The organism is Pseudomonas sp. Nvir, assembly GCF_963778085.1.
Taxonomy (GTDB): domain Bacteria; phylum Pseudomonadota; class Gammaproteobacteria; order Pseudomonadales; family Pseudomonadaceae; genus Aquipseudomonas; species Aquipseudomonas juntendi.
Map to the genome: position 1 here is coordinate 5,138,669 of NZ_OY970405.1, position 18,424 is coordinate 5,157,092.

An 18,424-nucleotide genomic window follows, 5' to 3' on the forward strand; every position below is an offset into this window, starting at 1 on the left:
ATATGTTGCGATCTTGCAAAAACGGCCACTCGAAATGCGCCCTCGAATCGCGAAAAACTGGGCAAAAAATATTTTTAGCAATTAACTTGTCATACAAGTACAACAAGAGGTGGACTACAGCATGCTCCCAGATCACGCGCACAAACGCGGCCACAGCCGCGCACATGACCTGGTCTCCAGCCTGACCCGGCAGATTCTCCTGGGCACCTTCAAGCCCGGCGACAAACTGCCGTCGGAGAACACCTTGGTACGCGAGCACGGGGTCAGCCGCACGGTGGTTCGCGAAGCCTTGTCGAAGTTGCAGGCCTCGGGGCTGGTGGAACCGCGCCACGGTATCGGCACCTTCGTGATGGCGCGCCAAGCCCAGGCCGGGTTGCGCGTTGCAGCGGAAAGCGCAGCGAATGTGCGCGACTTGCTGGAGCTGCGGATTGGCCTGGAAGGCCAGGCCGCCGCGCTGGCAGCGCTACGCCGCGATGACCGGCAGTTGGCGCGCATGCGCCAGGCACTGGATGACTACCAGGACCTGGCGGCGGCAGGTGACAGCTGCATCGAGGCCGACCGGCGTTTTCACCTGCTGATTGCCGAAGCCACCGGCAACCTGTATTTCACCGAGATGCTGCTGCAGCTGGGCAACGGCTTGATTCCGCGCAACCGCATGGCCCAAGCCGAGCGCAGTGGGTCGAAGATGGCACCGCAGGCATACCTGGCCAACCTGGAGCACGAGGCAATCCTCAATGCCATCCGCCGGCAAGACCCGGATGCAGCACGCGCGGCGGTGTGCCTGCACCTGTCCAACAGCCGCGACCGGCTGCTACCGGATTGACGGGCAACTGCGGCACAGCAGCCCCGGCGCTTACCAGGTCAGGCAGATCTTGCCGAAATGCCGGTTGCTCTCCTGGTAACGGAACGCGTCGACGATCTGCTCCAGCTCGAAGTGCTTGTCCACTACCGGCCGCAAACCGTTGGCATCAATGGCCCGCACCATCGCCTGCTGCTGCGCCCGGCTGCCGACCAGCACCCCTTGCAGGCGAATCTGCCGCACCAATGCCTGCACCAGCGGCAGTTGCCCGGCCACGCCGGTAAGAATGCCGATCAGCGACACATGCCCGCCGATCCGTGCAGCGATCATCGACTGCTCCAGGGTGGCCGGGCCACCCACCTCGATCACGTGATCGACACCGCGGTTAGCAGTCAGCTCGCGCACTTTCTCACCCCACGCCGGGGTGCGCTTGTAGTTGATCAAGTGGTCGGCGCCCAAGGCCTTGAGCCGCTCCAGCTTGGCATCGCTGGACGAGGTGGCAATCACCGTGGCACCCGCCAGCTTGGCGAACTGCAGGGCGAAGATCGACACGCCACCGGTGCCCTGCACCAGCACCGTGTCGCCCGGTTTGAGGTGGTCGTCGCACATCAGCGCGCGCCAGGCGGTCAGGCCGGCAGTGGTCAGGGTGGCGGCTTCGGCATGGCTGAAGCCCGAAGGTGCCAAGGTAAACGCGGTGGCACGGGCGGTGACCTGTTCGCGGGCGTAGCCATCGATGCCGTCACCCGGCACCCGGGCAAAGCCTTCGACATTGGCCTGGCCATCGAGCCAGTCCGGGAAGAACGTACTGACGACACTGTCGCCGACCTGAAACTCGCTGACGCCGGCCCCTACGGCAACGACTTCGCCCGCACCGTCGGCCATGGGGATGCGCCGCTCACTCGGCCCCCACATGCCACTCACCACGGCGAAGTCGTGGTAGTTCAGGGAGCTGGCGTGCAGGCGCACGGTGATCTCGCCGGCCTGGGGGGCCGCAGCCTCGCTGCTGCCGACCTCGACCTTGTCGTAGCCGCCGCCAGGTTGAACGTAGATGGCCTTGCTGGTCATGGGTTGGGTCTCCGTATCAACTTCAGGAATGGGAATGAGCATAGACAGGTCTATGGGTTGCAAAAGCTTCACGGGCTTTGCAGCAGCGGCGTTGTGTCGCGATCGGGCTGCGCGCTATCGACTCAGCCCAGCATCACCTTCAGTGCCCGGCAATCGACCGCGTGCCAATCCACCAGTTGCGGCCATGGGTTATCGGGCACATTCACCAATATCGTGCGTGCCCCCGCTGCGCGCCCGCAGTCCAGGTCAAAACGGTAGTCACCCACCATCACCAGCTCGCTCGGCGCCACGCCCCAGGCCGCGGCAATCTTCAGCAACCCATCCGGGCTCGGCTTCGGTGCCGCCTCGTCACGTCCGAGCACATGCTCTACCGGGAAGCAGTCCGCCAGGCCTATCGCTTCCAGCGTTACATGGGCCAGTTCCCGGGCATTGCGGGTCAGTATCCCCAACCGGCAACCACGCGCAGCCAGTTCGCGCACCAGTTCAACCGCCCCGGTCGCCGCGGTGGAGGCCACCGCCAGCTCACGCTCATGCTCCAGCAGCCAGGCATGCTTGGCCGCGGCTTCGTCGGCTGGCAAAGCCGCCAGGTGGGTAAGGATGTCGTCCTCAGCAGGGATACCCAGCGCCTCCCGAATGGCGGCAAAGTCATGCACTGCCACGGTCAGGGTGCCGTCCATGTCGAACACCCAGTTGCGCACCTGCTGCAGGCTCATGCCCAGTCCTTGCGGTGGCGAATCAGGCCTTCCTGGCTCGACGATGCCACCAGTTGCCCGGCCTGGTTGAAAATGCTGCCGCGGCAGAAGCCACGGGAATTACCTGCCCACGGGCTATCGGTGGCATACAGCAGCCACTGGTCGGCACGCAGGTTGCCGTGGAACCACAGCGAATGGTCGAGGCTGGCGATCTGCATGTCGCGCTGCCAAACCGACTTGCCATGCGGCACCAGCGCAGTGGTGAGCAGGCCGAAGTCCGAGGCGTAGGCCAGCAGGTACTTGTGCAGGGCCGGCACGTCGGGCAGGTTGCCGTCGGCGCGGAACCACGCATATTTCACCGGGTCGCCTGGCTTGGGGTTGAACGGGTCACGCTCGGTGACCGGGCGAATCTCGATTGGCTTGGCGCACAGCACCTTGTCGCGGATGCGTTCAGGCAGATGGTCTGCCATGGCACGCGCCAGTTCCACTTCGGTAGGCAGGTTTTCCGGGCCGACCACGTCGGGCATCTGCGCCTGGTGGGCGAAGCCTTCCTCGTCGTACTGGAACGAGGCGCTACAGGTGAAAATGGTCTGGCCCTTCTGGATCGCCGTCACCCGCCGGGTACTGAAGCTGCCGCCGTCACGCACACGGTCCACCGAGTACACCACCGGCAGGCTGGCGTCCCCCGGGCGCAGGAAATAACCATGCAGCGAGTGCACATGACGCGCGTCTTCGACCGTCTGGCTGGCTGCCGACAACGACTGGCCCAGCACCTGGCCGCCGTACAGCTGGCGGAAGCCCAGGTCTTGGCTGCGCCCACGGAACAGGTTCTCCTCGATGGCTTCGAGGCTCAACAGGTCGACCAGGTCGTCCAACACATGACTCATTGGGGCATCTCCGTAGAAGCGAGCCTTGCTCGCGCTGCGCCGCCTGGGCGGCGCTCGAACTCACAGGCGCCGAACCCCTTGCGGCCCAGCGCCCTTTCAATGGGCAAATAATACAGCGTTTGCCATTCGCACCGAGCATGGCTGTGCATTCAGGCGCGCAGGGTGTGCTCCCAGTGCGCACGGTCGATGCGGTACAGCACATGCGGGCGTAGCGGGTGGCCTGCGGGCAGGCGCGGGTGCTCGAAGCTGCCGCGCAGGTCTTGCTGCATGCCGATGGCCTGCATCACCTTCTGCGATGGCAAGTTACTTTCGGCAGTGAACGACACCACCTCGTTCAGGCGCAATTGGGCGAACGCACAGCGCAGGCAGGTCCACGCGGCTTCGCTGGCAAAACCCAGCCCCCAGTGGCGCCGGGCCAGGCGCCAGCCAATCTCCACGGCTGGCGCGAAATCGGCGTCAAAGTTTACCTGCAGCAAGCCGGTCATGCCGATGAATGCACCGCTGTCCTTGCGCTCCAGCGCCCACAAACCAAAACCGTATTCGTTGAAGTGCCCGCGTATCCGGCCAATCAGCGCGGCAGCTTCCAGGCGTGTGAGCGGTGCCGGGAAGTAACGCATCACCTGCGGGTCGGCACACAGCGCCGCAAATTCACGCAGGTCATCGTCGTGCCATTGGCGCAGCACCAGCCTTGCGCTTTCCAGTTGAAGGGTGGAGGTCATCGGGCCTGCTCCGGTTTTGCCGAATTACAGTCTACAGCGTAGGCGCCGGCGCGGTGTTCACCCAACGGGCCGCAACCGAATGCAATTTTCACACGCCCTTCACCGGCCCCCGACAGCTCGCTTAGCAAAATGCCGCCATCACTGCCGTGCCCGCCACGGCCCTGTCACTGGAGCAACGCATGCTATCGAGCAATACCCTGGGGCACCCTGCCATTCACGCCCGGCGCAAACGGCGCCTGTCTCGCAAAGCCCTTGGTGCCGCCCTTGGCTTGTGCATGGTCGTGGCGGCCTTGACCACCTGGCTGGCGACGAGGACGCATATCGTGGACCTTGGCAACGAGCAACAACTGAGTGACAGCGGCCTGCTGCAGAACTGGGCCGAGGGTGCCGTGATCGTGATGATCCGCCACGCCGAACGCTGCGACAGCGCCCCGGGCCCGTGCCTGGACGACCCCACCGGCATCACCGTGGCCGGCAGCCAGGCTGCCACGCGGGTGGGCCAAGGCTTGCACCAGCTGGGCCTGGCCAACACCGATCTGCTCAGCAGCCCGAAACTGCGCACCCGGCAAACCGCGCACTTCATCCTCGGCCAGGCGGTGGCCAGCGAAGACTGGCTGGAAAGCTGCGACAGCCAGTTCGCCAGCGATGCACTGGCGCACAAGCGTGCCGGGCACAACCTGGTGCTGGTGACCCATAACGGCTGCATCGATCACTTCGCCCGCCAGCAGCACGTGGCCGGCGGCGAGCGCGAAAGCGCCTACGCCAGCGCGCTGTTCGTTTCGGTGGACGGTAACGGCAAGGCACGCATCCTCGGCCGCCTGAATGAGCCCGACTGGCAGCGGGTGCTGGCCAGCGCCGCAAAATAGCAGTGGCCTGCTCGGGCCTCATCGCCGGTAAGCCACACAGGCGCTGTGGCAAACACCTGTCAGCCCTGATGCGGTCCCTGTGGGAGATTCTATGGTTCCTGGCAAGGGTAGCCGGAGCATCTTCAGCGCCTGTGAGATCGAGCGCCGCCCGCGCGGCGCATCGCGAGCTGCGCTCGCTCCTACGTTTGTTTCGGGCCAGTAACCCCTGTGCCAGATGCGCGCGGCCGCCTTGTTCGTACGACGCGATTTTGAGGCATGCGCCAAGGCGTTCGCGCGCAAATCCCACAGGAATAATTGGCCCGAAACAAACGTAGGAGCGAGCGCAGCTCGCGATGCGCCGCGCGGGCGGCGCTCGCTCTAACAGGCGCTGCATACCTTGTGGCAAACACCTGTCAGCCCTGATGCGCACCCCGTGGCCGGCTTGCCGGCGATTGGGCAGCAAAGCTGCCCCGGCCATGGCAAGATCAGCACTGGCCCTGACCGCGACCTCCCCCATGCCGTTGCCGCTGATCTACCACGAAGACTACAGCCCGGAGTTCCCTGCCGAGCACCGCTTCCCGATGGACAAGTTCCGCCTGCTGCACGACCACCTGGTCGACAGTGGGCTGACCACCGACCAGGCCTTGCTGCGCCCGGACATCTGCCCCAACGATATCCTCGCCCTGGCCCACGACCGCGACTACATCGCACGCTACATGAATGGCGAGCTGTCCCGCGAAGACCAGCGTCGCCTCGGTCTGCCCTGGAGCGAAGCCTTGGCCCGGCGCACCGTACGGGCCGTGGGCGGCTCGCTGCTGACGGCCGAACTGGCGCTGCAGCATGGCGTTGCCTGCCACCTGGCCGGTGGCACCCACCATGCACACTATGACCACCCTGCCGGCTTCTGCATCTTCAATGACCTGGCAGTGATCAGCCGCTACCTGCTGGAGGCCGGCCGTGTCCAGCGGGTGCTGATCTTCGATTGCGACGTGCACCAGGGCGACGGCACCGCACGCATCCTGCACGATACCCCGGAGGCCATCACGGTCTCGCTGCACTGCGAACAGAACTTCCCGGCACGCAAGGCCAACAGCGATTGGGACATTCCCCTGCCGCGGGGCATGGGCGACACCGCCTACCTGAACGTGGTGGACGACACCCTCAACTACCTGCTGCCGCTGTATCAACCCGACCTGGTGCTGTACGACGCCGGCGTCGATGTGCACAAGGACGACGCGCTGGGCTACCTGCAACTGACGGACGCCGGCGTGGCCGCCCGCGACGAGGCCGTGCTGCGCCACTGCCTGGGCCGCGATATTGCGGTAATGGGTGTGATCGGCGGCGGCTACAGCAAGGACCGGGTGGCCCTGGCCAAACGCCACGGCATCCTTCACCACAGCGCAGCGCGTGTCATCGGTTGTTCACAATGACTGTGGAACCGCTTGTGGATAACCTGCGGGAAAGCCGCTGCAGGCCTTGACCAGCAAGGCCTGTAGAACACTGGTTGTTTTTTGACCAGTGCTTCCGGGGGCAGCGCTGCGCTAGAATGCGCCTCTTTTCCACAGCCTGCTGCCCACCATGCCCGATTTCAACCCCGCATCGCCTCCCCTTGCTGTCGTCATCGGTGGCGGCCCCGCCGGCCTGATGGCCGCTGAAGCCCTGGCCCAGGCAGGCTTGGCGGTCGAGGTGTTCGATGCCATGCCTTCGGTGGGCCGCAAGTTCCTGCTGGCCGGTGTCGGCGGCATGAACATCACCCATTCCGAGCCTTACCCCGCGTTCGTGGCCCGTTATGCCGAACGCCAAGGTGAAATCGGCACGCTGCTGGGCGAGTTCGACGCGGATGCTTTGCGCCAGTGGATTCACGGCCTGGGCATCGAGACCTTCGTCGGCACATCAGGCCGGGTATTCCCCACCGACATGAAAGCCGCCCCGTTACTGCGCGCCTGGCTGAAGCGCCTGCGCGACAGCGGGGTAGTTATCCACACCCGCCATCGCTGGCTCGGCTGGAACGCCGAGGGGGCCTTGCGGATCGCTTATCCACAGGGCGAGCGCCTGGTCAACGCCGCTGTGCTGGTGTTGGCGCTGGGTGGCGGCAGTTGGGCGCGCCTGGGTTCCGACGGCAGCTGGCAAGCGCTGCTGGCCGAACGGGCTGTGGATATCTCGCCCCTGCAACCGAGCAACTGCGGTTTCGAGGTGGCCGGCTGGAGCGCGCTGTTGAAAGACAAGTTCGCCGGCGCGCCGCTGAAGAACATCGCCCTCAGCGTGCCTGGCAGTGCACCGCGCAAAGGTGAGTTCATCCTCACCGCGCAAGGTGTGGAAGGCAGCCTGGTGTATGCCTGGTCTGCGCCGGTGCGTGAGGCCATCAACCGCGATGGCCGGGGCGTGTTGTTGCTTGACCTGTTGCCGGACAAGCCTGTGGACAAGATTGCCCAGGCACTGGCCAGGCCACGGGGGTCGCGCTCCATGGCCAAGCACCTGCACAGCCAGCTGGGTATCGATGGGGTAAAAGCCGCACTGCTGCGCGAGCTGACCGCCCCTGCAACCTTTGCCAGCCCTGAAGCGTTGGCGCAGGCGATAAAGGCCCTGCCAATCACCCTGGTGCGCACGCGACCGCTGGATGAAGCGATCAGCAGCGCCGGCGGTGTGCGTTTCGAGGGGCTGGATGCAGGGCTGATGCTCAAAGGCATGCCGGGGGTGTTCTGTGCCGGCGAGATGCTGGACTGGGAGGCACCGACCGGGGGCTACCTGCTCACCGCGTGCTTTTCCAGCGGGCAGCACGCCGGGCGGGCGGCTGCACAATGGCTCAAAGCCCAGGGCTGACACCGCCCCACTGTGGCGCCGCGAGGCTAAGGTTTACGCTTGCGCGGCCCGCCATTGAAGCTAGGTACCTTGCGCACTGCCTTCACTGCAGGCTCGGCATTGCCCCCCTCGGTGCTGTCCATCCAGCGCCCCAAGCCACGCTTGGCGCTGTTCTCTTTCGGCTTTTTGGGCTTCTTCGGCTTCTTGATCACCTGGCCACTGGCGTCGGTCATCGGCACCCGGTGATCCGGAATGAAGTCCGGTTCTTCATGACGCGGCAGGGTCTGGCGGGTCAGCACCTCAATCGCCGCCAGCAGCTGCACTTCATCGGCGCACACCAGCGAAATCGCCTCGCCCTTGTTGCCCGCCCGCCCGGTGCGGCCGATACGGTGCACGTAGTCCTCGGCAACGATGGGCAGGTCCAGGTTGACCACCAGCGGCAAATCGTCGATATCCAGGCCACGGGCAGCCACGTCGGTGGCCACCAGCACCTGGATTTCCCGGGCCTTGAAGCTGTCCAGCGCGCGCTGGCGGGTCGCCTGCGGGCGGTCACCGTGGATACCATCGGCATTCACACCCTCGGCCAGCAAGCGCGCCACCAACTGGTCGACGCCGTTACGGGTCTTGGCAAATACCAGCACCTGCTTCCAGCGCTGCTTGCGCATCAGGTGGCAGAACAGGTCTTCCTTGCGCTTTTTATCCACAGGTACCAGCCACTGCTTGACGCTGGCGGCAGCGGCATTGCGTGGGCTGACTTCGATACTCAGCGGGTCACTCAGGGCCAGCCCTGCCAGCAGGCGGATCTGCTCTGAGAACGTGGCGGAAAACAGCAAAGTCTGGCGCTTGCGTGGCAACGCGGCATAGACCGATTGCAGCTCTTCGGCAAAGCCCAGGTCGAGCATGCGGTCGGCTTCGTCCAGCACCAGGGTCTGTACCTGGTTGAACTTGACCGCGTTCTGCCGGAACAGGTCGAGCAGCCGGCCAGGGGTGGCGACCAGCAGGTCGACGCCACGGCGCAGGCGCATCATCTGCGGGTTGATGCTGACCCCGCCGTACACCGCATAGGTGCTCAACGGCAGGTTCTCGGCGTACTCGCGCACGTTGTTGTGCACCTGCTCGGCCAGCTCTCGGGTCGGCACCAGCACCAGGGCACGGATCGAGTTGCTGGCCACTTTCTCGCCTTCCAGGGCCAGGCGCTGCAGTACCGGCAGGGCAAAGCCTGCCGTTTTTCCGGTGCCGGTCTGGGCCGCGGCCATCAGGTCGCGGCCGGCCAGCACGGCGGGAATGGCCTTGGCCTGCACCGGTGTGGGGGTGGTGTAGGCCAGCTGCTGCAAGGTGCGCAGCAGCGGTTCGATCAGGCCGAGTTGGGCGAAATTCATGGCAATACCGTCAGGGGTTCAGCGAAGCCGGCAAGTTTACCGCATCGCCCCTGCCTACTTGCAGATTTCGCCTTTCAACGGCAATACGGGTTTGGCAGGCTTGCGCCACTGCGGCAGGCCGATCAGCACCACTGCGCCAATGATCACCGCCATCGCCACGCACTCTTCGGCACCGATGTGCTCACCGGCAAACAGGATCCCCAACAGCACCGCCACGGCCGGGTTGACGTAGGCGTAGCTGGTGGCAGCTGCCGGGCGCACGTGCTTGAGCAGGTACATATAGGCGCTGAAGGCCAGGATAGAGCCGAAGAACACCAGGTAGGCCAACGCGCCCCAGCCGGCAGCGCTTGGTACCTGCGTCATGCGCTCGCCCGACAGCAGGCTGCCCAACAAGAGCACTGCGCCACCCACCAGCATTTCTGCGGCACTGGCCATTGGCCCCTGTGGCAGGGGCAGGCTTTTGCTCCACACCGAACCGAATGCCCACGAGGCCGCGGCAAAAATGATCAGCGCTGCGCCAATCGGGCTCGCCTGCAGGTTGGACCCCAGGTTCAACAGGGCGATACCCAGCAGCCCAAGGGCAATGCCTGCCCACTCCAGTTTCGAATTGCGGTGCCCGAACAGCAGGCCGAACAGCAAGGTGAACAGCGGCACCGTCGCCACCGCCAGGGCCGCCACCCCCGAGGCCACGCCGGCGTGCTCGGCCACCGTTACCCCGCCGTTGCCGCAACTTAGCAGCAGAAAGCCGATTGCCCCGGCAGCCCGCCATTGCGGCCACGTGGGTGCCGGCGCACCGCGCCAGCGCAGAAAACCGTACAGCAGGCTACCCGCGATCAGGAAACGCACACCGGCCATGAGCATCGGTGGCCAGCTCTCGACGCCAATGCGGATGAACAGGTAGGTGGAGCCCCAGACCAGGTACAGCGCCAGGAAGGCGCCGATGAGCAACCAGGGAATGCGACGGGAGGCAGGCATTGGAACACTCGAAATCCGTTTACGGGTGAACAGTCTAGGGGCCTGCCTGAGCGAACAGAAGTTACAGAATGGCTTGAAATGAGCGGCACACTTTCGGTGCGTTCGGTTTGAAGCGGGCGCCGCTTGAAGCGAGCGCCGACCACGCCTCAAGCATACTTGACCAGCGCCTCGCGCAGCTTGGCTGCCGGTGTTTTCTGCAACCGGCACAGCAGGCCATGCGAGAGCTGCTGCACACCATGCTGTTCTCGCAACACGCCGGCCAGGTGCTGCATCAGGTTGGCGGCCATTTCGGCATCGGCCATGGCCCGGTGCGCATTACCGGTGTCCGGCAGCCCCGCCCAGCGGGTCAGGGTGCCCAGCTTGTGGTTCGGCGCTGCCGGCAACAGGCGCCGCGACAACAACAGCGAACAGGCAAATGACTGGCTGCGGCTGCGGCCGATGCGCGCCAGTTCGTAATCCCAGAACTTCTGGTCGAACGCGGCGTTGTGCGCCAGCAGCGGGGTCTCACCCACAAACTCGGCCACCTCGTTCATGACCTTGTCGACCGGCGGCGCACTGCGCAGCATCGCCGTGGTGATGCCGGTCAGCCCGGCGACGAATGCGGGTACCGGCACACCGGCGTTCATCAGGCTCTGGTAGCGCTCGACAATGCGCCCGCCTTCCAGCATGACCACCGCCACTTCGGTGGCGCGGCAGCCGGCACCGGGGGAAATGCCGGTGGTTTCAAAGTCGATGACAGCGATACGTTCCACGAATGACCTCAGTGCTTGAGCAACAACTTACCCTCGATGGGTACATAGCGGCTGGCGGCACGGATCAGTGACAGCGCCGTCAGCCCGGGCACACCATACACCACCGCCTCAGTGCCGTGGCGCTGGATCACCCGCTCCAGCAGCAGGTCGAAATCGCCGTCACCCGAGGCCAGCACCACTTGGTCGACCCGGCTGGCGGCATCGATCACATCCAGGGTAATGCCCACGTCCCAGTCACCCTTGGCCGAGCCGTCGCTGCGCTGGATGAAGGGTTTGAGGCGCACGTCGAAACCAAGGTTGCGCAAGATCTGCTGGAACTGTTGCTGCTTGCTGTCGCCGCGGTCGATGGCATACGCCACGGCCTCGACGATCTGCCCTTCGCGGCAGACATCGGCCCACAGGGCGGTGTAGTTGAAATGGCAACCATGGGCTTGGCGCACGGTGTAGTAGAGGTTCTGCACATCGGCGAACAGCGCGATCTTTTTCACCTGGGAACCTCGTGTCTGGCCTGGAATACCGGGGCCGCTGAGCAGCCCCGGAAATGCCAGCAGTATGCCAGACCTGTCAGACGTAGGAGTCGTCGTCCGAGAAGAACCCACCGTCATCGCTGCTGTAGTCGGTGTCGGCGTACCCACCCTGGTCGCTGCCCCAGCCACCATTGTCGGCCACTTGCTGCTGCCCGCCCTGGTCATTCCAGCCACCACTGTCACTGGCCGGCGCAGGCTCTTCCTTGATCACCTCGACCACCTCTTCGGGCTGGGAGTTGTGGTTGAACAGGCTGCTGATACCTTGCGCCAGCAATACACCACCGGCCACACCGGCGGCGGTCTGCATGGCCCCACCGAGGAAGCTGCTGGCACCACTGCGTGCCGGCGCAGCGCCCACGCCAGGCTGCTGTGCCGGCGGTTGCGCGTAGGCCGGTGCCGCCGGCTCACGCCAGCCGCCAGCCGATGCCACCGCAGGCGCTGGCCGCTGTGGCTGCACCGGCGGCGCTGCAGTGCGCCCGCCCGTACCAAAAATGCTGGACAGGAAACCGCCACCGCCAGCGCTGGGCGCACTGTTGCTGCCTTGGGCCGCCTGGGCACGGGCCTGTTCCAGCTCGGCCTGCAGCTGCTTGTTCTGCTCGTCGAGGCGCTTGAGGGCCGCTTCCTGCACCAGGATCGCCTGGGCCATGTAGTAAGGTGCCGCCGGCTGCTGGCGCAGGTGCTGCTCGATGCAGGCCTGGGCCTGCGGGTCGCGCGGCTGGCTTGGGTCTTCGGCTTGCTTGAGACGGCCGAACAGGCCGTCGATCAGGGTTTGTTCTTCAGTGTTCATGGGGCGACCTCATGGGTAGCGGGACAACGGACAACCTCAAAGATGGGGCGTTGCGCCGCGCGATTCAATCGCTGCAAGGGTGAAACATTTTTCAGCAAGTGACAGCGGCACGCCTGCTTTGGGCTAAAGTGATGCACCTGTTTTTACTGCCATGCGATATAGCCCGATGAATCCGCTGAGCGTCCTGCGCGACTCCCTGTACTTTTTCCGCCGCCACCTGCCGAACATTATCCAGCTGTGCCTGCCGCTGGTCGTGCTGGAGGCCCTGCTCACCCAACTGCTGTACCGGCAACTGGGCGACCAGGCATCGCCTGCCTACGGCATGCTGATCAGCCTGCTGTGCTATCCGCTGTACAGCGCCGCCCTGATCCTGTACCTGGACACCCGTAGCCAGGGCCAGGACATCGCCAAGCGCGACCTGTTCGCCCGCGCCTTGCAGCTGTGGCCGCAACTGGCCCTGCTGATCCTGATCAGCTCGCTGCTGATCATGGCGGGCCTGGCCCTGTTCGTCTTCCCGGGCGTGTGGATCATGATCAACCTGGTGTTCGCCGAGTACCTGCTGGTACTGCGTGGCCGGCCGGTGGTGCAGGCGATGCGCGACAGCGCCAGCATGACCACCGGGCATTTCATGCGCATCATGGTTTGCGTGGTCGCGGTGCTGGCACCGATCTGGCTGATCGACGGGTTACTGCTCATGGCGTTCCCCGAGCCATCGCCGGCCATGGAGCTGGCCATGGACAGCCTCAGCGGCTTCCTGCAGCTGTTCAGCACGGTGGTGCTCTACCGGCTGTTCATGTTGCTGGAAGAAAAAGCCGGCGCCTGAGGGCGCCCTCCCGGTCGCCTGCGCACGTGCAGGGGCACTGCGCCGCCTTCAGGTGCCGCGCGGCTCCGTCCGGGCCGTGGCCTCCGCCACCAGTGGGTCATCTGGCCAGTAGTCTTTTCTATCACCTACCTCCCTGATTGATTGACAACGTGTAGCCCCCGAAACATACGGGCGTTAGCCGGTTCAGACAAAAACGGCATTGACTGTCAATGTTGCTTCCAAAGATTGACTATCTGCAGGTCGATTACGGCAGACATTGACAGCCTATCCGCCAGCCGCACGTTCGCTTCAGACCCAACATTGACACTCTAGAGCTCACCTCGTAAAACCTCACGGGCGTCTCGAACCTTGGGTAGCTTTCTTGACGAGGAGATATTTGCGGTATGGGCGACATATCCCCAATTACGACGAAGCGAGGCTAAGCGCACCAGTAGTACAAAGTACGCGGCGCTTTGCAGTGAGCGCATAAAATAGGGCAGTTTTATGCTGCCCTTGGAAGCGCTCTGAATCCTCAGTTTGGCAAAATGCCTTCCGCCCCTGCGCGCCTCCTGTCGATCATGTGCCTCTGGGCTTGGCACGCGCAGTCGCTTGAGCGATCAGTGGATCATCCGGCCAAAAATGCTTCGGGTACCTCCCCTTCAAGTCTTTCTTCACATCGCCGTAAGTGGACTTCCAGAAATTCGCAAGGTCTTGGGTAACCTGAACCGGACGGCGTGCCGGCGATAGCAGATGCAGCTTGAGCACCTGTCGTCCATTTGCAATGCGTGGTGTATCAGCCTGCCCGAACAGCTCCTGCAGTCTTACAGCAAGCACCGGGGGACGTTCACTGTAATCGATGCGAATATTCGAACCTGAGGGGACTGGAATCGTCTGAGGTGCCTGTGCATCGAGCTGCTGCGGCAAAGGCCAAGGCAGCAAATTGCGGAGCATGGAGGATAAGTCCAGCTGACCGAAATGGCTTAGCCGGGTGACCTTTCCCACATACGGGCCTAACCACACCTCAAGCGACACCAGCAGGGCTTCAGTACGAAGATCAGGCCACTCGCTTGGGCTACCTGCCTCTTCATCCAGAATGCGCAGCAACTCAACTCGCGCCTGCCACTGACGTAGCTCTGGTGTCCACGGCAAAAGCTCCAGGCCTTTGCGGCGAACGTAGTTGAGCAGGGCCTGAACACGGGCGTCATCGTCGAGGTTGGCCAGGGGTGCGTGAGCCAGGATCAACTCCCCCACTTTCACCTGCCGCTCAGCACGAAGGACGCCCTCTCGCTCATCCCAATCGAGCTCATCCACCTGGGTGACCTGCTCTTTCAGGACAGTGTCGAACAACGCTTCGTCCAAATCGGCAGCCAGGTAGATCCGTTCTTCGCGCTGGCCCTGCCGACTGCCCAAATCAGCAATGACCAACCACGGATGTTTCATCAGCGCATCAGCTTCTGTAAACATCGCTGCTCGACCATTCGCCAACCGATACTCAGCCCCTCCAGCTCGGCGCTGTTGCGCAACACGATCGGGATAGGCGAGTGCCAAGAGGCAGCCCACCCATTGAGGGTGATCAGGATCAGCGACGGGTTGCGATGCTGAGCCGCGCATGTATGAACGGTACTGCTTCGCCAATTGCTTCGCTCGTTGGGCGCCGGCTTGCTCTGATCGCTGAGCCCTTTGCTCCCCTGAAAGAATGGCCAGCCGACTGTGCAAATCTGCGCCGCTGCCACGCTGTATATCTCGCTCGCCGAGCAGGGCTGCAATGTTGCACGCTGTCTCAGTGAGGCCCAGCTCATGGCCACGCAACAACAGATGTGCAATGCGTGGATGACTGGGCAGCTCTGCCATCGCTTGGCCATGCTTGGTCAACTGCCCATCTTGTTGCAGCGCGCCAAGGCGGCGGAGCAGGTCATTCGCTTGTGAAAATGCCGCTGGAGGCGGCGCATCAAGCCATCGTAGGTCACCCGATTCTGCACCCCATTTAGCGAGTTGCAGCGCCAAGCCTGTGAGGTCGGCTTGCTGAATTTCGGGGGCACTGAATCCAGCCATCTGCTCATGCTGGGCCTCAGACCACAGGCGATAACACACCCCTGGCTCAACCCGGCCTGCACGACCTGCACGCTGGGTTGCGCTGGCTTTGGATATCCGCTGAGTATCCAGCCTCGTCATCCCACTTCGTGGGTCGAAGCGCGGAACCCGCTCAAGGCCTGTATCGATGACTACGCGCACACCATCAATGGTGATACTGGTCTCGGCGATGTTGGTTGCCAGCACCACTTTGCGCTTCCCAGGTGGGGCGGGATCGATCGCCGCACGCTGCTCATTCAGATCGAGTTCACCATGCAGCGGGCATAGGAGTGTGTTCTGCTGCAAATATGGCGAGGCTCTTAAAGCGTCTTCCAGCCCTGCTTGAACACGACGGATCTCAGCCTGCCCTGGCAGGAATACAAGCAAGCTGCCTGTCTGCTCGTCGAGAGCATCAAGGCACGCACTGATGGCCCGGGGTTCGAGGTACTCACCGGGCTGCTGCGGCCTGCTCCAGATCGTCGACACCGGGTACATCCGCCCTTCGCTGGACACGATCGGTGCGTCATCCAGCAAGCGTGACAGCCGCTCGCCCTCAAGGGTTGCCGACATCAGCAGTACTTTCAGCGGAGCATCGTCCCGGAACAGCTCACGTCCATTTAGCGTCAATGCCAACGCCAGATCGGCATCCAGGTTTCGCAGATGGAACTCGTCGAAGATCACAAGACCCACGCCCTCAAGCGCAGGATCGCTTTGCAGGCGGCGCGTCAGGATACCTTCAGTAACTACCTCGATGCGCGTACGCGGGCCTACCTTGCTGTCGAGACGAATGCGATAGCCCACGGTTTCGCCGACCTTCTCACCCAGCTCACTCGCCATGCGCTCCGCAGCAGCGCGCGCCGCAAGGCGGCGAGGTTCGAGCATGATGATTGTCTGCCCTTGAAGCCAGGACTCATCGAGCAGCGCGAGGGGAACGCGCGTCGTTTTACCGGCGCCAGGCGGTGCTTGGAGCACCACTTCATCTCGCTCTTGAAGGGCTTTTAGAAGGGCCGGCAACGCGGCATTGATCGGCAACGAACTCATGTGTACTCCTACGACATACGCGGCAGTATACAAAGGTTGATCGCCTCAAGGAGGCCGGAGCTGCGCCAATACTCAAATGACGCGGGAGTAGGATTTGCGGGCAATCACACGCTGGACTTGAGAAATTGTGGCGCCAGTGCGATGTGCTATTTCATCAACCGGATGACTGACGGATAGCTCGCGAATGGCCGTGATCTGCGTGATTGATAGCCGGTCAGAACGGCTGCAGATCTGTGCAGACGCCCATGCATCGTCCTGCCAACGCTCGGCGAGGCTGAGCGGAGGTAGCTTGCGGTCTTGATCTCCTCATCCAGCCAGGCCTTCAGGATGCCCTCACGCTCATCCGGAGTGACCACCTGCCCCTTTCGAAGGATCGAGTATTCCCTGAGGTAACGAGGCCCTGCCTTGCCTCCCGGAATCATGTTCAGGCGGGTGCGCCGATAGAGGTAGTTGATCTAAAGGTCAATTAGCCCTAATCATGAGTGGAGCTGCGCCCACCGCCCAAAGGGGGATGACATTCCTACAGCCTTACTGAATAGCAAAATCAGCTTCGGTCTTGCGCCTGCGGTTGAGTACCAGCATCACCGCCATCGATAGACCGCCCAGCAACACCGAGCCAGCCGATAGGGTAAAAATCTCCTGCCGACCTTGGTTACCGATGAGCACCATCAAAATCGTTGGCGCTGCAGCGGCAGAGATGACTTGCAGGCTCCCCACCATGCGAGTGAGCCGACCCGTTGGATCATGGGCGACGACCGACGACATGTAGTACGACAGCGCAAGGTTCCAGCCAACGTTCATAAGAAACACGGCGATCCCCAGATCAACGGCACTTCTGATGGCGGTTGCAAACATGACGATGGCCGCCAATACGATCGTCGAGCCCGTAAGAATCATCGGCACTCGCCCGAGCTTCTTGCCCAGAAGGCTTGGCAATGCGGCTCCGGGCAAACCACCCAGCAAACCGACGCTCAAGGCCCAACCGATCTCCACGGCCCCGATTCCCGCGTCAGTGCCTATGCCCTCTACGAACCCCCAAAGCGAATAGATGGACACTTGGAGCAAGACCATCCCGATAAGGGAGAACACCCCAACGACCGAAAGACTCTTCGCATTCGCGTCGGTTGTATTTTTGGGCTTGGGAGCGGTTGTCCGAGGCAAAAACATGCACGCGAAGCAGATCAAGGCGAACCAGATCGACAGGTAATTGATTGCCCACCCGAAACCCAGACGCCCTGCAATCAGCGGTACTGTCGCAGCCGAGAAAGCAAAAAGCGCTGTTTGCATGAACAGCAGCACCCCATAGGAGCGATCAGGGTCGCGCAACCCTCCGAGGCCGAAAATGGAATAGGCGTACAGGATCCCCGATCCTATTCCGGCAACGACACGAGCCGCCATCAACATCGAAACATCAGAAACCTGAGCAGTGAATAGATTGCTTACGAGTAACGCGGATGCAGCCAAGAGTGCCGTAGTGCGAACACTAAACCGGCGCATGATCGGAACGCATGCCAACGTGCCAAAAATCGAACCACACATTTCGGCTGACATGACGCTGCTTTGCTGAGCGAGCGTTAACCCCAGGCGCTCGACTAAGAGGCCGATGAAAATCGGTTGAATGCCTACGGCAAGAATGGATCCTGCCGCAATGAGAATGCAGGCTGCGCGCAAGACGTTGTCTGATTGTGTATTCATATTTTTGTTAGATCCTGCTGGTCGCCGCTTGGCGGACGACCAGGGTGGGCCTCAATACATAAGACCAGCCTATGTCGACGACGCCTGTTACGCTAAACGGTAACAGGCAATGTGAACTTGCCCTTCAGCGGGATAGCTGACATGGCCAATAAACACGTGATCTCGCAACCAGCTCAAAGGCCCATTAGCCACCTGGAAGACCGGTGTGCAGGTACAGCGATAGCGCTCTTGCTTCAATGGCCACACGCCTTCCGCGCTCAAGCGTCGTCCTTCCTCGTCGAGAAGCAGGCGGCCTGTGTTGTGGATATTGATGAGTTCTCCGGCATCCGTTAACAGGCTGTACCGGGCATCCAGCTCCCCTACGCCGTCCCTTCGCTCAAGATACTGGTCACTTCCCCCAGGCAAAACACGCCCACGAAAACCCAGGCCTTCAAAGGTACCCCCCGTGATCGGGTAGTTGCTGCGCCAACCTTCGCAACACTCTCCCAAGTTCTCATGCACAGAGATATCAACCTTCAAGGTCATGACCCACTTTAAATCAGGTACGCTCACAGATTCGTGCTCGGACTTTTCCATTACTTCCTCTCGTG

General features: G+C 62.8%; 17 protein-coding genes. 5 read left to right on the top strand and 12 right to left on the bottom strand.

Features of this window, described 5'->3' with window-relative positions; translation table 11 throughout:
* The first annotated feature begins 121 nt into the window (after positions 1–121).
* Positions 122–823 (top strand): FadR/GntR family transcriptional regulator, encoded by a 702-nt coding sequence (locus tag AACG97_RS24680; RefSeq protein WP_197886557.1) that lies wholly within the window; start codon positions 122–124, stop codon positions 821–823.
* A 30-nt stretch (positions 824–853) separates the two neighbouring features.
* On the opposite strand, the gene AACG97_RS24685 is transcribed toward AACG97_RS24680, so the two are convergent.
* The 4 genes from AACG97_RS24685 to AACG97_RS24700 form a co-directional block, all read right to left on the bottom strand.
* The gene (locus AACG97_RS24685) at positions 854–1,864 is read right to left on the bottom strand and encodes a zinc-dependent alcohol dehydrogenase family protein (RefSeq protein WP_110676591.1); all 1,011 of its coding nucleotides are present in this window, start codon (positions 1,862–1,864) and stop codon (positions 854–856) included.
* Positions 1,865–1,986: 122 nt separating this feature from the next.
* Complete coding sequence (locus AACG97_RS24690; RefSeq protein ID WP_009681791.1) at positions 1,987–2,577, bottom strand: HAD family hydrolase; 591 nt, start codon at positions 2,575–2,577, stop codon at positions 1,987–1,989.
* Positions 2,574–3,443 (bottom strand): acyl-CoA thioesterase II, encoded by an 870-nt coding sequence (gene tesB / locus AACG97_RS24695; protein WP_009681790.1) that lies wholly within the window; start codon positions 3,441–3,443, stop codon positions 2,574–2,576. The genes AACG97_RS24690 and tesB overlap by 4 nt, the downstream gene beginning before the upstream one ends.
* A 149-nt stretch (positions 3,444–3,592) precedes the next feature.
* Positions 3,593–4,162 (bottom strand): GNAT family N-acetyltransferase, encoded by a 570-nt coding sequence (locus tag AACG97_RS24700; RefSeq protein ID WP_009681789.1) that lies wholly within the window; start codon positions 4,160–4,162, stop codon positions 3,593–3,595.
* A gap of 179 nt (positions 4,163–4,341) precedes the next feature.
* Here AACG97_RS24700 and AACG97_RS24705 point away from each other — a divergent pair, with 179 nt between their 5' ends.
* The 3 genes from AACG97_RS24705 to AACG97_RS24715 all read left to right on the top strand — a co-directional run bounded on the left by AACG97_RS24705 (position 4,342) and on the right by AACG97_RS24715 (position 7,827).
* A complete protein-coding gene (locus AACG97_RS24705) occupies positions 4,342–5,028 on the top strand; it encodes a histidine phosphatase family protein (protein ID WP_110676592.1) in 687 nt (228 codons plus the stop codon).
* Between the two features lie 494 nt (positions 5,029–5,522).
* Complete coding sequence (locus tag AACG97_RS24710; protein WP_009681787.1) at positions 5,523–6,437, top strand: histone deacetylase family protein; 915 nt, start codon at positions 5,523–5,525, stop codon at positions 6,435–6,437.
* Between the two features lie 148 nt (positions 6,438–6,585).
* Positions 6,586–7,827 (top strand): TIGR03862 family flavoprotein, encoded by a 1,242-nt coding sequence (locus tag AACG97_RS24715; RefSeq protein WP_197886675.1) that lies wholly within the window; start codon positions 6,586–6,588, stop codon positions 7,825–7,827.
* Between the two features lie 26 nt (positions 7,828–7,853).
* Here the strand turns inward: AACG97_RS24715 and AACG97_RS24720 are convergent, their stop codons facing one another.
* The 5 genes from AACG97_RS24720 to AACG97_RS24740 form a co-directional block, all read right to left on the bottom strand.
* The gene (locus tag AACG97_RS24720) at positions 7,854–9,185 is read right to left on the bottom strand and encodes a DEAD/DEAH box helicase (RefSeq protein ID WP_047150147.1); all 1,332 of its coding nucleotides are present in this window, start codon (positions 9,183–9,185) and stop codon (positions 7,854–7,856) included.
* Positions 9,186–9,239: 54 nt separating this feature from the next.
* Entirely contained in the window at positions 9,240–10,160 is a 921-nt protein-coding gene (gene yedA / locus AACG97_RS24725) for a drug/metabolite exporter YedA (RefSeq protein WP_144189358.1), read from the bottom strand.
* Positions 10,161–10,306: 146 nt separating this feature from the next.
* The gene (locus AACG97_RS24730; protein ID WP_009681781.1) at positions 10,307–10,912 is read right to left on the bottom strand and encodes a 3'-5' exonuclease; all 606 of its coding nucleotides are present in this window, start codon (positions 10,910–10,912) and stop codon (positions 10,307–10,309) included.
* 8 nt (positions 10,913–10,920) lie between these two features.
* Entirely contained in the window at positions 10,921–11,400 is a 480-nt protein-coding gene (locus AACG97_RS24735; RefSeq protein ID WP_009681780.1) for a LabA-like NYN domain-containing protein, read from the bottom strand.
* A gap of 76 nt (positions 11,401–11,476) precedes the next feature.
* Complete coding sequence (locus AACG97_RS24740; protein WP_197886255.1) at positions 11,477–12,226, bottom strand: DUF2076 domain-containing protein; 750 nt, start codon at positions 12,224–12,226, stop codon at positions 11,477–11,479.
* 166 nt (positions 12,227–12,392) lie between these two features.
* On the opposite strand from AACG97_RS24740, the gene AACG97_RS24745 reads away from it, so the two are divergent.
* Positions 12,393–13,049: a YciC family protein gene (locus AACG97_RS24745; protein ID WP_009685422.1), complete on the top strand. Its 657-nt coding sequence runs from the start codon at positions 12,393–12,395 to the stop codon at positions 13,047–13,049.
* A 555-nt stretch (positions 13,050–13,604) separates the two neighbouring features.
* On the opposite strand, the gene hrpB is transcribed toward AACG97_RS24745, so the two are convergent.
* The 3 genes from hrpB to AACG97_RS24760 all read right to left on the bottom strand — a co-directional run bounded on the left by hrpB (position 13,605) and on the right by AACG97_RS24760 (position 18,410).
* A complete protein-coding gene (hrpB, locus tag AACG97_RS24750; RefSeq protein WP_197886257.1) occupies positions 13,605–16,139 on the bottom strand; it encodes an ATP-dependent helicase HrpB in 2,535 nt (844 codons plus the stop codon).
* 528 nt (positions 16,140–16,667) lie between these two features.
* A complete protein-coding gene (locus AACG97_RS24755; RefSeq protein ID WP_009685420.1) occupies positions 16,668–17,834 on the bottom strand; it encodes an MFS transporter in 1,167 nt (388 codons plus the stop codon).
* Between the two features lie 87 nt (positions 17,835–17,921).
* Positions 17,922–18,410, bottom strand: a complete 489-nt coding sequence (locus AACG97_RS24760; RefSeq protein ID WP_033690911.1) for a DUF3237 domain-containing protein — start codon at positions 18,408–18,410, stop codon at positions 17,922–17,924.
* Positions 18,411–18,424: the final 14 nt, after the last annotated feature.

Bases quoted from the DNA above. Each gene is read 5' to 3' on its own strand.
- AACG97_RS24755 (WP_009685420.1), bottom strand. From the start codon at position 17,834: ATGAATACACAATCAGACAACGTCTTGCGCGCAGCCTGCATTCTCATT.
- AACG97_RS24760 (WP_033690911.1), bottom strand. From the start codon at position 18,410: ATGGAAAAGTCCGAGCACGAATCTGTGAGCGTACCTGATTTAAAGTGG.
- AACG97_RS24700 (WP_009681789.1), bottom strand. From the start codon at position 4,162: ATGACCTCCACCCTTCAACTGGAAAGCGCAAGGCTGGTGCTGCGCCAA.
- AACG97_RS24690 (WP_009681791.1), bottom strand. From the start codon at position 2,577: ATGAGCCTGCAGCAGGTGCGCAACTGGGTGTTCGACATGGACGGCACC.
- hrpB (WP_197886257.1), bottom strand. From the start codon at position 16,139: ATGAGTTCGTTGCCGATCAATGCCGCGTTGCCGGCCCTTCTAAAAGCC.
- AACG97_RS24685 (WP_110676591.1), bottom strand. From the start codon at position 1,864: ATGACCAGCAAGGCCATCTACGTTCAACCTGGCGGCGGCTACGACAAG.
- AACG97_RS24680 (WP_197886557.1), top strand. From the start codon at position 122: ATGCTCCCAGATCACGCGCACAAACGCGGCCACAGCCGCGCACATGAC.
- AACG97_RS24740 (WP_197886255.1), bottom strand. From the start codon at position 12,226: ATGAACACTGAAGAACAAACCCTGATCGACGGCCTGTTCGGCCGTCTC.
- AACG97_RS24720 (WP_047150147.1), bottom strand. From the start codon at position 9,185: ATGAATTTCGCCCAACTCGGCCTGATCGAACCGCTGCTGCGCACCTTG.
- tesB (WP_009681790.1), bottom strand. From the start codon at position 3,443: ATGAGTCATGTGTTGGACGACCTGGTCGACCTGTTGAGCCTCGAAGCC.
- AACG97_RS24710 (WP_009681787.1), top strand. From the start codon at position 5,523: ATGCCGTTGCCGCTGATCTACCACGAAGACTACAGCCCGGAGTTCCCT.
- AACG97_RS24705 (WP_110676592.1), top strand. From the start codon at position 4,342: ATGCTATCGAGCAATACCCTGGGGCACCCTGCCATTCACGCCCGGCGC.
- yedA (WP_144189358.1), bottom strand. From the start codon at position 10,160: ATGCCTGCCTCCCGTCGCATTCCCTGGTTGCTCATCGGCGCCTTCCTG.
- AACG97_RS24715 (WP_197886675.1), top strand. From the start codon at position 6,586: ATGCCCGATTTCAACCCCGCATCGCCTCCCCTTGCTGTCGTCATCGGT.
- AACG97_RS24745 (WP_009685422.1), top strand. From the start codon at position 12,393: ATGAATCCGCTGAGCGTCCTGCGCGACTCCCTGTACTTTTTCCGCCGC.